15 protein-coding genes are annotated in these 13,908 nt (G+C 59.9%); all 15 read right to left on the bottom strand.

The genetic code is table 11. The features are described 5' to 3' along the window. Window positions 1-8: 8 nt before the first annotated feature. Window positions 9-641 carry a stage II sporulation protein M gene (spoIIM, locus tag VB144_00705; GenBank protein MEA4882176.1) on the bottom strand — a complete coding sequence of 211 codons (633 nt, stop codon included), beginning with the start codon at window positions 639-641 and terminating at the stop codon, window positions 9-11. A 139-nt stretch (window positions 642-780) separates the two neighbouring features. Beyond that, complete coding sequence (locus VB144_00700; protein MEA4882175.1) at window positions 781-2,022, bottom strand: endonuclease Q family protein; 1,242 nt, start codon at window positions 2,020-2,022, stop codon at window positions 781-783. Further along, complete coding sequence (locus tag VB144_00695) at window positions 2,019-2,603, bottom strand: NUDIX hydrolase (protein MEA4882174.1); 585 nt, start codon at window positions 2,601-2,603, stop codon at window positions 2,019-2,021. Before VB144_00695 ends, VB144_00700 begins: the two co-directional genes overlap by 4 nt. Further along, window positions 2,604-3,710, bottom strand: a complete 1,107-nt coding sequence (locus VB144_00690; protein MEA4882173.1) for a DUF3866 family protein — start codon at window positions 3,708-3,710, stop codon at window positions 2,604-2,606. It lies immediately after the preceding gene. After that, a complete protein-coding gene (locus VB144_00685) occupies window positions 3,707-3,910 on the bottom strand; it encodes a hypothetical protein (protein MEA4882172.1) in 204 nt (67 codons plus the stop codon). The genes VB144_00690 and VB144_00685 overlap by 4 nt, the downstream gene beginning before the upstream one ends. A 477-nt stretch (window positions 3,911-4,387) precedes the next feature. Continuing rightward, window positions 4,388-4,924: a 2-oxoacid:acceptor oxidoreductase family protein gene (locus tag VB144_00680; GenBank protein ID MEA4882171.1), complete on the bottom strand. Its 537-nt coding sequence runs from the start codon at window positions 4,922-4,924 to the stop codon at window positions 4,388-4,390. Then, window positions 4,917-5,672, bottom strand: a complete 756-nt coding sequence (locus VB144_00675; GenBank protein MEA4882170.1) for a thiamine pyrophosphate-dependent enzyme — start codon at window positions 5,670-5,672, stop codon at window positions 4,917-4,919. Before VB144_00675 ends, VB144_00680 begins: the two co-directional genes overlap by 8 nt. Then, on the bottom strand, window positions 5,669-6,739 hold the full coding sequence (locus VB144_00670; GenBank protein MEA4882169.1) for a 3-methyl-2-oxobutanoate dehydrogenase subunit VorB: 1,071 nt from the start codon (window positions 6,737-6,739) through the stop codon (window positions 5,669-5,671). Before VB144_00670 ends, VB144_00675 begins: the two co-directional genes overlap by 4 nt. A gap of 14 nt (window positions 6,740-6,753) precedes the next feature. Continuing rightward, a complete protein-coding gene (locus tag VB144_00665) occupies window positions 6,754-6,960 on the bottom strand; it encodes a 4Fe-4S binding protein (GenBank protein ID MEA4882168.1) in 207 nt (68 codons plus the stop codon). 3 nt (window positions 6,961-6,963) lie between these two features. Then, window positions 6,964-8,052 carry a butyrate kinase gene (buk, locus tag VB144_00660; GenBank protein MEA4882167.1) on the bottom strand — a complete coding sequence of 363 codons (1,089 nt, stop codon included), beginning with the start codon at window positions 8,050-8,052 and terminating at the stop codon, window positions 6,964-6,966. Window positions 8,053-8,069: 17 nt separating this feature from the next. After that, a complete protein-coding gene (locus tag VB144_00655) occupies window positions 8,070-8,966 on the bottom strand; it encodes a phosphate butyryltransferase (protein MEA4882166.1) in 897 nt (298 codons plus the stop codon). After that, window positions 8,960-10,093 (bottom strand): butyrate kinase, encoded by a 1,134-nt coding sequence (gene buk / locus VB144_00650; GenBank protein ID MEA4882165.1) that lies wholly within the window; start codon window positions 10,091-10,093, stop codon window positions 8,960-8,962. The genes VB144_00655 and buk (VB144_00650) overlap by 7 nt, the downstream gene beginning before the upstream one ends. A 138-nt stretch (window positions 10,094-10,231) precedes the next feature. Then, window positions 10,232-12,463, bottom strand: a complete 2,232-nt coding sequence (gene pnp / locus VB144_00645) for a polyribonucleotide nucleotidyltransferase (GenBank protein MEA4882164.1) — start codon at window positions 12,461-12,463, stop codon at window positions 10,232-10,234. A 96-nt stretch (window positions 12,464-12,559) separates the two neighbouring features. Continuing rightward, complete coding sequence (gene rpsO, locus VB144_00640) at window positions 12,560-12,820, bottom strand: 30S ribosomal protein S15 (GenBank protein ID MEA4882163.1); 261 nt, start codon at window positions 12,818-12,820, stop codon at window positions 12,560-12,562. A gap of 121 nt (window positions 12,821-12,941) precedes the next feature. Next, a complete protein-coding gene (gene ribF, locus VB144_00635) occupies window positions 12,942-13,907 on the bottom strand; it encodes a riboflavin biosynthesis protein RibF (protein ID MEA4882162.1) in 966 nt (321 codons plus the stop codon). Between the last annotated feature and the right edge of the window lies 1 nt (window position 13,908).

Below are 13,908 nucleotides of genomic sequence, written 5' to 3'. Positions count from 1 at the left end.
CCTTGTGGTCACACGAACCTCGACGCAAGAACGAGCAGAGCCGGGGAGATGTACGCCTGAACAAAAGAGGCGACTACCATCGCGATGGCCGCGATTATGGCAGCAGCGACCGACCTCGCGAAGGCCAGTTGGACATCGGCATCGAGTCCCAACAGCTTCTTCCGCACCACCGACCACGCGAAGGAGATCGACGCCATGCCCAGGACTATCATTGCCGGAAGAGCGACCATGTTGTGCGGCAGCACAGAAGCCACAGCCACTGCGGCCCCTGGGCCCGACATCTCCCGCACCATGAGTGCAACAGTGAACCCGCAGGAGAATCCACGCATGAAGAGGGCGAAGAATACCAAGGGCAGCCCCACCACGGTGGCCCCTGAGAGCCACATCAGCCCGGCAGTGGCCAGATTGAACCCCAAGCTCGACAACAAGGCTCGTCCCTGACCGGTCGGAAGAGAGGTACGCAGCCCCGCGAGCCCCGACTCAAGGTAGGAGGCGCTGACCTGCCCCTCCTTCATTACTGATGCGTATACAGCGCCGAAGCATATGCCCGTCAGCAGCACAGCGAATACGATTGCATATGCCGGCATGTTTGAGCGAACATGCTCATATGCCAGCCCGGACCGGATCCTAGCCTTGGCCATCTTGTACACCCCCACAGGCCATAGGGTATGCGCCTGCAGACGGGCGAATGCCAAACCTGACAAACGATATGCTGCCATCAATCCTCTTCTGCTCCTGTTTCTGCTTCCGCCTCGGGCGTCGTGCCTCAGGCCCTGAGCCTTAACCATAGACAGGCTTGCCATAGGCGCCGCCGCCGCCTGCCTGGATGTCCAATTCACCTGCGCGCGCCAGCACGATTCTGCGCGCCAGCGTCTCGCCGACGATCGTGGCCAGCTCGAGAGCCTTCGCCCTGTGTAGGACCGCCATCTCGGTCCCGAAGGCATCGATCAACGAAGCCATGGCCCGAGGGCCAACACCCGGGATGAACTCCAGTGGAATCTGATAGTGGTAAGGAGGACGGTGGGCGGGCCGCACGGGCTGCGCGGTATCCGCGATCTCCTCGACCCTGTCCGACACGCCCTTTACGATGCGGGCCGAGCCGCAATGGGGGCACAACGCCCTGCCCGGATTTCCCCGCGGCGCGCTGGGGACTGCCGTCGCATCGTTTCCCCGCACATCATGCCTGGCCGCGTGGAACCTGGCGCCACACTCTTCGCAGGCACTCAGATGGTACTTCCCGAGCCTGGGGTCAAGGCCGTAGTTGGCGACTACTCTCCTGCCCCCAGTTCGAGAGAGGGCCAATGCCAACTCGTCGAAGCATGGGCTCTCCATCTGAACTATGTTGTACTCCCGCCCGATCTTGGGAAGAGAGTGCGCATCTGAGTTCGACACGAAGGTGAAGGGCTCCAACTCCGAAATCCTATCAGCCATGTCCGCATCGGCGGAGAGCCCAAGCTCCACTCCTGACACCAGGGAGCGTTCCACCCCTTCAAACACATCGGACATGCGCCTTGCGCATGTTCCATACAGGCTTCTATGGGGCGTGAACGCGTGGGCCACGATGAAGAGTCCACCAAGAGATCTTGTTGCTGTAGCGAGGTCAATGGGAGACATCCTCGCCTTCTGCGTGGAGAGATCCACGTTCCGCATGTGCTTGCCGAGATCATCGGAAAAGCGACGCATCAGAGGAAGCGAAGAGAATAGCGACAGATAGTGCGCGCTTCCGCTGCGCGGGCATGCGACCTCGACTTCCGCGCCTAGGAGCACCGTCGTCGTATCCAGGCAGCGCATGCCTCCTCCGGGCGCCTCGATCATCTCACCCGATTCGAGCATACGCTCGATATCAGCGATCACCCGACGAGACGCGCAATCCACCACCGCAACGAGATCGATGCCTTTCCTCGTTGCACACTCCCGCGCGATGTTCTCAGCTGTCAGGTTGCGTGCTCCGGTGACCTTCACCGGCCTGCCGGAGGAGTCCCGTCCGATGTGTACGTGAAGATCTACAAAGTACTGGTTCAAATGCCACTTGCCCCCTGCCCATCCCCCGAGGCAAGTCCGTGAGTCCATACAACATAGAGCAGCCCCGCAAGGGTTTTCACGTCCTTTATCTTCTGGGACTTGATCATCCCCGGTATCTCGCTCATCGGAACGAGCTCAGTCTCAACGAACTCATCCTCGTCTGGATGAGCGGCCTGCACTCGCCCAACCTCCGCAGTGAATAGGTGCATATACTCGGTAGCGAATCCAACTGCGACGTAGAACCCGGCTATCTTCGTAAGCGACACGCATTCGTAGCCCGTTTCCTCAGATAGCTCCCGCGCCGCAGCGACCTCTGGATCCTCGAAAGCCTCCATGCGGCCCGCTGGAATCTCCAGAAGTTCGCTCTTCCCCGCGTACCTGTACTGTCTGACCATGACCACCGAGCCATCCCCTGTGATGGGCGCCACCGCAACCGAGTCTCGAGTCTCCACCACCTCGCGCGTAGCCGAAACCCCATTCGGAAGCTCGACCGTATCGAGGCGAAGTGAAACTATCTTGCCCGAGAACACTCGCTCGCTGGAAAGCGTCTTTTCCTCCAAACGTGATCTGCCTATGCTCACCTAATCCCCCTCCGCTGCCAGATCCTCGCGGCCCCGGCGCTCAACATCTGCATCATCAAGGAGCTTTCGTGCGTAGACCCCCGCCGCGGCACACGTGAGGAAGAACTCAGGCTCTTCTTCGAATCCCCGTCCCATGGTAGAGAGCTCTACCCCGCGTGCGAGAAGCGAATCCACGGCATCCCGCCCTGGCGCGCTCTCCATCGAATGGCCTCGTCCACGAACCGCGTCAGCCAGCGCCGCCCTGACCTCCTCTGAGAAAGCCGGGTCCATGTCGGATGCGATCACACACGTAGCGGGAGTGCAGCACACATCCTCAAGCACCGTAATTGTGTGGTGGCTAACAGGCCGGTGGCGGGGCCTGGGATCGCGCCTTGACAGCCTGGGAACCAGTATGGGCCTGCCGCCCATTCTGTTGACTGCGTCGACGATGTAGCCTTGCTCAATTCCGGAAAACCCGTATTTGGCGCCTGTGCCCACTATGCCAGGTCCCATGGCGACTACGGCAGCTTCGCACCTGGCCACAGTGGGCGCCGCGACCAATGCTGAGTAGACGCTCACCGCCTCGTAATCCCCACCGAAGGCATGACCTGCAGTTATGGAAGCGCACATGAGCCCCTCCCGCCGAAGTCTCCTCACTGTGTTGGAAAAGGCGATCGGAAGGGCTGCCCCATCAGTCATTATGTATGCCGCTCTTCCGGCGATCCCGGCGAAAACCGGGGCTATCATCGAGTGAAGCTCACACACGACCACAGGCATCCCGGCGAGCCCACGAAACTCGTCGATGGAAGCACGATTCGTCGGGTCCTCCTCATAGGCGCCGGTGCACACCTGCATAGGGGCGTATCTCATTTTCATTATGTGCCCAGTCAGCTCGGGCTGGAGGGGTTGACGTCCGGCTATCCACACAACGAAATGGCGGCCGCCTGTGCCCAGAGCTAGGTCCACAGCGGTGGTGTTGAGCATCACCACATCGCCGGGGCGCGCTCGGCCAGTCAGTGAGGGATAGCATACCGCCAGTTCACCTCCTGCAAGGTCCACCGTGAGCTCCTGGATGTCGTCGGACTCCCACACCACCCTGCCCACGCGGGCTTCGGCATAGCGAATCAACTGCTGATCGCCTCCCGGGCTAGCATTCCCCTGATCGCCTCCCGGGCTAGTATTCCCCTGATCGCCTCCCAGGCTGGCATTCCCCTGATCGCCTCCCGGGCTGGCATTCCCCTGATCGCCTCCCAGGCGAGCATTTCCACCGATCCTACGCGCCCCGCGCGCCCGCACCAGTGGTGCTTCTCACTTCTGCAAATGCACATTCCGTAAGGCGCCTGTACGCATTCTCGGCCGGCACATCGAGTCTCCTTGGGGCCCAGTACGGAATCCGTACTGCAACACTGGGGACCCAGTACGGAATCCGTACGACGCTAAGGGCAAAACCGCCCGGCGATCATCGGAAACTCCGCGATTCAGCCAATAACAGCATGCAACACCATATGGCGGGGCATGCGCTCCCAGATTGTAGGTGTTTTTGCGCTCTCCCTGTGGTCGTCGACCGCGATTTCCGCCTAGCTTCGTACGAATTCCGTACTGGTGGAGCGACGAACCAGTACGAATTCCGTACAGCGTGCACGGAACCAGCAACGGGACGCACAGAACAACCGAGGGATCGCGCGAAACAAACTGGGATCGCGCGAAACAAACTGACGCATCCGGCCCGGGGCGAACCGCCACCGGGCCGGCGTAGGCAGGATAAGCAGCTGCTGCTTCAGTGCGTCCGTGTCACAGAACTGAAGCTACTTCACGAGCGCCGCCCCACGATGCAGTGCATCGACGTTCAGAGGTATCAGATTATGCCTGCGCTCTGGCAGCACCTTCTTAAGGCACTCGACGACCGAATCCATCGCCACTACTCTCGTGGCGGCCAGGTACGCCCCGAGGGCGCACATGTTGGCGACCTTGTCCACCCCAAGCTCAATCGCGATCTCATTGGCGGGAACCGCGACTACGCGCAGATCACTACGCGCCGGCGTCCTGTCGATTAGCGAGCTATTGTAGATCAGAAGGCCTCCGGACCTGAGCGTGGGTTCGAACTTGTCCATCGAAGGCCGGTTCATCACGATCACCGACATGGGCTCGGTTACGATCGGAGAGCCAATCTGCTCGGAAGAGACAACAACAGCACAGTTCGCCGTGCCGCCTCGCATCTCCGGGCCGTACGAGGGTATCCACGACACATTCTTGCCCTCGAACATCCCGGAATAGGACAGAAGCTGCCCCATGACCATTACGCCCTGTCCACCGAAACCGGCTATTATCAGTTCCTCAAGCATTCTGCGTCACCCCCTCAGGCGTCCGGAATTCGCCAACAGGGTAATACGGCGCCATGTTGGAATCCAGCCACTTCATGGCCTCGAAAGGCGTCATCCCCCAGTTGGTCGGACAAGTTGAGAGGCACTCGACCATGGAGAAGCCGGCGCCCGAGAGTTGCACCTCGAAGGCGCGCTTGATCGCTTTCTTGGCTCGCTGCACCCCGGCTGGCGACGACAACGCCACTCGGGCGATGTATGCGGCGCCCGGAATCGTAGCTAGCATCTCCGACATCCTGATGGGCTGGCCCTGCGTGGCCTCCTGCCTGCCAAATGGAGATGTGGTCGTCTTCTGCTCCACAAGGGTAGTGGGCGCCATCTGGCCGCCGGTCATTCCGTAGATAGCGTTATTTACGAAGACCACAGTTATCCTTTCGCCCCGCATCGCCGCATGGACTATCTCCGCCGCTCCGATTGAGGCAAGGTCGCCATCGCCCTGGTAGGTGAAGACTACTCCTTCAGGAAGGACTCGCCTGATTCCGGTGGCTACTGCCGGCGCGCGCCCGTGCGCCGCCTGCTGCACATCGAAATCGAAGTAGTCGTAGGCCAGAACTGCGCAGCCCACCGGGGCGACGCCGACAGTCCTGTCGCGGACCCCAAGCTCATCGATGGTCTCCGCAATGAGTTTGTGGATGATCCCGTGGGTGCACCCCGGGCAGTAGTGAGTGGGCCTAGGCTGAAGCGACTTGGGGACTGCGTACACCTGTTTCATGGACGTGACACCTCCGCACCGGCGATCTCCTCGACACGCGCAAGTATCGCAGCAGCAGTAGGAACCACTCCGCCCGTAGTGCCGTAGAAGTGGACTGGCGCTTTCCCAAGAACTGCGAGCCTTACATCCTCCACCATCTGCCCCATGCTCATCTCCACGGTGAGGAAGGCTTTCGCAGTGCGTGCAGCCTTCCCGATGGCGTCATATGGGAATGGCGAGACCGTGATGGGCCTCATGAGGCCGACCCGAAGCCCGGAAGCCCTGGCTCGATCCATGACCGACCTGCATATTCTGGCAGTGGTTCCGTATGCTGCCAACACGATGTCGGCATCGTCGACATTTACGGCCTCACATCTGACCTCATTCGCTTTGACCTGCTCAAACCTGTCAGCCAGTGCCAAGTTGTGCCTGTACAGTTGCTCTGGATTCAGGTACAGGGAGTTGATTACCCTTGGCGCACGCCCTGCAGCTCCAGTAGTGGCCCAGTCCTTCGCAGGAACCTCCCTCTTTCGAGGCTCATGGAACTCAACTGGCTCCATCATCTGCCCGAGGATCCCATCGCCGAGTATCATCGCGGGCATACGGTAGATCTCAGCGACGTCAAAGGCCTCCATGGTCAGATCCACCATCTCCTGCACTGAGGCAGGGACGTACACTACGAGATGGTAGTCGCCGTGCCCTCCGCCTTTCACCGCCTGGAAGTAGTCTGACTGGGCTGGCTGTATGCCTCCGAGCCCAGGTCCTCCCCTGACCATGTTCACGATTAGGCACGGAAGCCCCGCGCCTGCCAAGTAGGATATTCCCTCCTGCTTCAAGCTGATGCCAGGGCTAGATGAAGAGGTCATCACACGCGCTCCGGCGCCGGCTGCTCCGTACACCATGTTGATCGCAGCGATTTCGCTCTCTGCCTGCACGAACACGCCGCCTACCTCAGGAAGCCGCCGGGACATATACTCCGGTATCTCGTTCTGAGGGGTAATCGGGTAGCCAAAGAAGTAGCGGCATCCTGCTCTGATAGCGGCCTCAGCCACTGCTTCGTTTCCCTTGAACAGCTTGCGTTCTGCCATAAGCACTCCCCTCCTCAGGGTTTGAATACTTCGATCACAGCGTCTGGGCACATTCTCGCGCAGATTGCGCACGAAATGCACTTTTCCTCATCTGCGAGCACAGCCGGATGGTATCCCTTCGCGTTTATGTGTTCGGCCATCCGAATCGCGCCTTTTGGGCAAAACTGCATGCACAGTTCGCATCCCTTACACTTGGCCTCGTCGAAAACCACCTTTTGCATGAGTTACGCGCCGCCTCCTCCCTCGCATATTCTCTTGGCATCTTCAACTCCTGCCAGTACCCTAAGGCCCGCGTCGGCCAGAGCATCCATTTCGGCCTCGCCCGGGTACACTAGGACTTTGGAGATGAATTTCACTCTGTCTGTGATCCAGTCAACCAACATCCTTGAGTTCGCAGCGCCTCCGGTGAGGATTATCGCATCCACATCTCCAGAGAGCGCGCACGCCACTCTCCCTATCTCCTTCGCCACCTGGTAAGCCATTCCTTCGTAACATAATCTGGCGTATTCATCTCCGCCTGCTATCTTGTTCTCCACATCGAATAGGGAATTAGTGCCCAGATGGGCCACGAGCCCGCCACGGCCTGCGATTTTCTTCCTTACCTCTGCGAGGGTGCACTGGCCGGAGTAACACATGTTGACTAGCGACGTGTTCGGCAGGCCTCCTGACCGCTCAGGCGAATACGGACCCTCCCCCTCGAGAGCATTTGCCACATGCACAACTCGCCCTCGCCTGTGGCCTCCTACACTGATTCCCCCGCCTAGGTGGACTACGATCAGGTTACACTCCGTGTAGTCCACTCCTAGGTCGCGAGCCGCACGCCGCGCCACGGCCTTCTGGTTCAAAGCATGGAATATGCTGCGGTGCTGAACCTCTGGAAGGCCCGTGTAGCGAGCAATACTCTCGAACTCGTCTGTGGTTACCGGATCAACAGTGAAGGCCGGGATGCCAAGGGGATTTGCGATTTCGCGGGCAATGAGCGCCCCCAGGCTCGATGCGTGGCCCTCGCCGCGTTCGCGCAAAGCGGAAACGAGCGCGTCATCAACGAGATACACCCCGCCTTCCATCGGAGGCAGGAGCCCTCCTCGTCCTACAACAGCGGAGAGCGTATTCGCCGGCATGGGCCCCCAGGCCAGGAACTGGAGCACCCTCTCCTTCCTGGCAGGGAGTTGGTCGAGTATGCGATCATATGCGGCTAGCGTGGCTGCATCGTGATGCAAAGCCTCGCCCGAGATCAGCGTCGAGCCTTCGAACAGGGCGACTTTCGTGGATGTGGAACCAGGGTTTATTATCAAAAGCCTGTGGCCATTCATGCTTTCTACCCCCGACATTACGACGCCAGGATCGCAAGCCCAATGGAGAGGAGCTTGGCCCTAGGTGAATCAGACCTCGAAGTGAGCACTATGGGAGCCCGAGCGCCTACGACAACAGCTGCGGTGTCCACGTCTCCGAAATACACTATGGTCTTGTAGATGGCGTTCCCTGCAGCAATATCAGGCGCCAGCAACACATCGGCCTGCCCAGCTACGGGGCCTGTGACACCCTTGTGCGTCGCGGATTCCATCGAGACCGCATTGTCGAGGCCCAGTGGTCCGTCGATGAGGCATCCCTTGATCTGGCGTCTGTCGCTCATCTTTGCGAGCGCCGCTGCCTCCACCGTTTCGGGCATATCAGGGTTCACGACCTCGACAGCTGCTAAACATGCCACTTTGGGCTGCTCATTCCCGAGCTTATGGGCAAGGCCAACGACGTTCTGGATGATCTGGGTTTTCTCCACGAGGGTTGGCGCCACCATCATGGCGCCGTCAGTGAGGTAGAAAAAGCGGTCGTACTTCGGGGACTTGAACACGGCCACATGGCTGAGGAGGCGACCAGACCTCAGTCCTACTTCCTTATCGAGGACTGCTCTGAGGAAATCGGCAGTAGGGATCAGGCCTTTCATGAGGATGCCCGCACGTCCGGAGCTGACCTCTGACACCGCGCGAAGCGCCGTCGCAGGACCATCCGCCTCGTGCAGCACTTGAATCCCCGACAGATCCAGGCCGACTGATGACGCGGACGCTCGAATACTCTGCGCATCGCCCACGAGCACGAACTCGCCCATCCCGATCTCCCTTGCCATTCGGACCGCCTCAAGCACCTCTGGATCCTGAGCCATGGCGACACTAACCCGCACGGATGGATGTTTCTTCGCTTCGCTTAGGACCTGCTCGAAATCGTTCAGCACAGCCCGTTCCTCCTCCCTGGTTCTCCCTGGCATTTCCCCGCCTCTGCGGCATACGACTTGACCTCCTCAGTGCCAAGCAGCGCCCCAAGCGCGCCGAGGGCGAGAGCCTCCATCTCGTTCTCTCCGGGGAACACGAGGATCTGAGATATGAATCTGCACCTTGCAGTGAGGTCCGACACCACCCGATCCCAGGCAGCAAGCCCGCCGGTGAGCGCTATGGCGTCCACATCACCCGAGAGCACCGTCGCCATCGCCCCGATCTCCTTGGCGATCTGGCAGCACATTGCCTGCACCACCAGCGATGCGTGGGCATCGCCGCTCTCGATCATCTCCTCAATCGTCCTGGCATCGCTAGTTCCCAAGTGAGCCACAAGCCCTGAGGCATGGGTCAGCCTGAATATGAGTTCCCGTTCAGTGTACTTGCCCGAGAAACATATCTCCGCAAGGTCCTTCGCCGCGATTGACCCAGATCGTTCCGGAGAGAGCGGCCCCTCGTCGTTTGCCCCATTGGCGTCGATCATGCGCCCGCGTTTCACTGGACATACCGTGATCCCACCGCCCATGTGTGCGACGATCACATTGATATCCGCCACCTTACGGTCCAGGCGCTCCGCCGCCTTCTTAGCAGTAGCGCGAATCGAGAGCGCATGCAAGAGCGAAACCCGGGGCAGCTCGGGGAGGCCCGAAAGCCTGGCCAGGGGTTCGAATTCGTCCACAGATATGGGATCCACCAGGAAGGCGCTGATTCCGGCAGTACGTGCGATATCCGCTGCGATCACCGCACCGAGGTTCGCCGCATGCTCCGTGCTCGGCCTGTGAGTGACATCATCAATCACTGCCTCATCGATTTTGTATACCCCCCCGGAAACGGGGCGTACAGCACCTCCTCGCGACACCACTGCGTCGAAATCGGACGCGGTGTATCCAGATGAGGCAAGGCTTTCGGCAACCGCCGACTTCCTGTATTCGAGCTGATCGGATATGCAGGGGAATGCCGCGAGCTCGCGTGCGGGGTGTTGGATATTGTCTGTGTACACCTGGTCGCGCCCGTGATATATGGCCACCCTGGTAGATGTAGAACCTGGGTTCACCACCAGCACCTTGATCTCCGATTCGACTTGGCCCAATGGGCCCACCACCTTCGCTTGGTAATACAATACCGAATATTCGCCCCAACCTCGAAAGTCCCTTCTTAAATAGAAAACAGCCGGACGTGATCCGGCTATCTACTGTGCTGTTCCATGTTGAGTTGCAGATTATGGCCTCTAGCGGCGGTGTTCGCCATCCCTGCCAGGGCCGTTGCTGCCCTGAGGCGGACGAGAACCGCCTCCGAATGGCCGTGGTCTAAAACCAGTGCCAGCGCCCTGACCACCCACTGGTCCACGTGGCCCAGGATCAGACGCCAGACCCTCGGGCTTCGGAAGCAGATCCTTTCGCGAGAGGTTGATTCTGCCTTGCTTGTCGATCTCGGACACGCGCACTGAGATCTCGTCTCCCACGCTAACGACATCCTCGACCGCGGCCACTCGCTCATGAGCCAGCTGCGAGATGTGCACCAGTCCCTCCTTGCCCGGAAGGATCTCCACGAAGGCGCCGAAAGGCATCAGGCGAGTGACCTTGCCCGCGTACACCTCTCCCGGCGCCGGGTCATGCACCAGGTTCGTGATCATATCCACCGCAGCCTTGGCCTTATCCATGTCTATGGAGGCGATGAACACTCTGCCATCGTCTTCGATGTCGATCTTCGCGCCAGTGAGCTCGATGATCTTCCTGATCATCTTGCCGCCGGGCCCGATCACATCGCGGATCTTGTCGGGATCGATCGTGATCGTGAGCATTCTGGGGGCATACGGCGAAAGCTCCGTCCTAGGCTCAGGGATGACAGAGAGCATCTTGTCGAGGATGAACAGCCTGCCCTGGCGCGCCTGCTCGAGGGCCTTCTCGAGTATCTCCCGGGAGATCCCTCTTGCCTTCATGTCCATCTGGATGGCTGTTATCCCATCCCGGGTCCCGGCCACCTTGAAGTCCATGTCGCCCAGCGCGTCCTCCAGGCCTTGTATGTCGGTAAGAACAGTGAACCTATCCTCATACTTCACAAGACCCATCGCTACGCCCGCCACCGGCTTCTTGATAGGCACTCCAGCATCCATAAGAGAGAGTGTGCTGCCGCACACCGATGCCTGGCTTGACGAACCGTTGGATTCGACCACCTCAGATACCAGCCTAATCGTATACGGGAACTCCTCCACCGGAGGGATCACAGGCAGAAGCGCGCGCTCAGCCAGGGCGCCGTGCCCGATTTCACGCCTGCCGGGTCCGCGCATCGGCTTGACCTCGCCTACGCTGTAGGGAGGGAAGTTGTAGTGGTGCATGTAGCGCTTGGACTCCTCGAGGCCGAGCCCGTCTAGGATCTGCTCATCCCCAACGGCGCCGAGCGTACAGGCAGTGATGACCTGAGTTTGCCCTCTTCGGAACATGGCGGAGCCATGAACCCGAGGCAGGAGGCCCACCTCGCAGGAAAGCGGGCGAATCTCGTTGAGCGCCCTTCCATCTGGGCGGATCCCTTCCACCGCGATCATCTTGCGCACTATCTGCTTGAGGACCTTATCAAGCACCGCCGCGATGTCCTTCATCGGCGCATCCTCGCCCATCTCCTCGGCGAAATGGGCCATGGCATCGGCCTTCACGGCCTCTGTGCTCTCCTCGCGCGAAAGCTTGTCCGAGTTCCTCACGGCATCATCGAGCGCACTCTCTGCATATGCGCGGACCTTGGCCACAAGTTCCGGATCAGGATCGAACGAGGTGAACGGCGTCTTAGGAACTCCGACTGCCGCAATGATCTCATCTTGGAATGCGATTATCCGTTTGATCTCCTCATGTGCAAACATGATCGCTTCCAGAGCGGTGGCCTCCGGCGCCTCACTTGCGCCTGCCTCCACCATAAGCACGGCATCCCTAGTGCCCGCGACTACGACGGACATCGAGGACTTCTCGGCCTGCTCCGCATCTGGGTTGATCACGAATTTGCCATCCACCAGCCCCACCTTCACCCCAGCGATGGGGCCCTCGAACGGAATCGCGGAGATGGACAGCGCGATTGACGCGCCATTCATCGCCAGAATGGAAGGCTCAACGCCCGGCTCAACCGACATAACAGTAGCCACGACCTGAACATCGTTGCGGAAGCCCTCGGGGAACAGGGGCCTGATCGGCCTGTCGATCATGCGACCGGAGAGTACGGCTGCCTCACTTGGCCTGCCCTCCCGCTTGATGAACCCACCTGGGATCTTCCCCACGGCGTATAGCCTCTCCTCATAGTCCACAAGGAGGGGAAAGAAATCGATGCCCTCTCTCGGATCCTTAGAGGCCGTCGCAGTCACCAGGACTACTGTGTCGCCGTACCGGCAAAACACCGAACCGCTGGCCTGCTGGGCCAGCTTGCCAGTTTCGACGACTAGTTTCCTTCCGCCCACGACTGCCTCGAAAACCTGATGCATTCAGTCACCTACCTCCTCGATATGCAGGGAATCGCGTCCACGAGTCCACGAAGAAGAGAGCGGGATACTACAACACCCGCTCTCGACGCCACTATCCTACTTGCGGAGCCCGAGCTTCTCAACGATGCCCCGGTATCTCTCCACATCCTTGGCCTTAAGATAGTCGAGAAGCGCTCGGCGCGAGCCTACCATCTTCAGCAAGCCACGCCTGGAGTGATGGTCTTTCTTGTGGGATTTCAGATGCTCTGTGAGATAGTTTATCCGTTCTGTGAGGATTGCTATCTGGACTTCTGGAGACCCGGTATCGGACTCATGCACTCGGTACTTCTCGATCACTGCCTTTTTCTGCTCTGGCATTAGGCTCAAGACTGATGGCACCTCCTATAGCGTAAACGCCCTCACCAAGAGAGCCGTTGGAGCCTCGGCAGTCCTAGTGTAGGGTTGAATCGGCCCGCCCTGCGAGCCAGCGATATCCATTTTAGCATAGTTGAGAACTGGTGTAAACGCTGAGAACCTGCATCGCCCGTTCGATGTCGGCAGCCACCTGGGCTCGGAGCGCGGCCGGGTCCCGAAAACGGATCTCATCCCGCAGCCTTGCAATGAACTCGAGCCTCAAGTCAAGCCCATACAGATCCTCGTCCACTCTCAGCAGGTGCGCCTCCACCACGCGCGCGGGTGTGACGCCGGGGAACGTAGGACGCCAGCCGATGTCGCACACGCCTGCTGCCCGTTCCCTGGCGCCGCCAGGCGTCCGGCGCCACGTTGCAATAACAGCGTACACTCCATCAGCTGGAATCGAGATCTCCGGCGCCACGGCTACGTTCGCCGTAGGCATTCCTATGGTCCTTCCAACGCCCCTGCCCCTCACGACAGGGCCTTGAACACGGTGCGGCCTGCCGAGAAGGCGCGCTGCCCTCTCCACATCCCCGGAAGCGATCGCGGATCTGATCTCCGTGCTTGCCACCGGCAGCCCATCCTGCATTACAGGCGAAACACAGGTTACCGCAACTCCCCTCGCGCTGCAGAGGCTCTGCAGTATGGCTGGGGAGCCCTCTCCACGTCGACCGAAACTGTAGTTGAACCCAATGACTATCTCGCGGGCGCCCAGGGTATCGATAATGACTCGTTCCACGAACTCCTCAGGCGTAAGAGCCGCGTATTCATGACTGAATCGCTGCACAACGCATAGATCCACCCCTGCCTCGGCAAGAAGGACGAGCTTCTCAGGGAGTGTGGCAATCATGGAAGGTGCATGAGGGGGGTCTATTACTGCGAGTGGATGCACATCGAAGGTGTATGCGCCAACCTTGCGCGCTTGAGCTCGGCTCGTCGCCTCGCGTATTAGAGCCTGATGCCCTAGGTGAACCCCGTCGAACACTCCAAGCACGTACACATGGGCGCTGTCTTTCAGATGCGCATCGCCATCGATCAACAAAGACTGCATT

It is taken from the genome of Clostridia bacterium, from assembly GCA_034926675.1.
Lineage (GTDB): Bacteria > Bacillota > DTU025 > DTU025 > DTU025 > JAYFQW01.
This window is presented reverse-complemented; position numbering and strand designations above follow the sequence as displayed.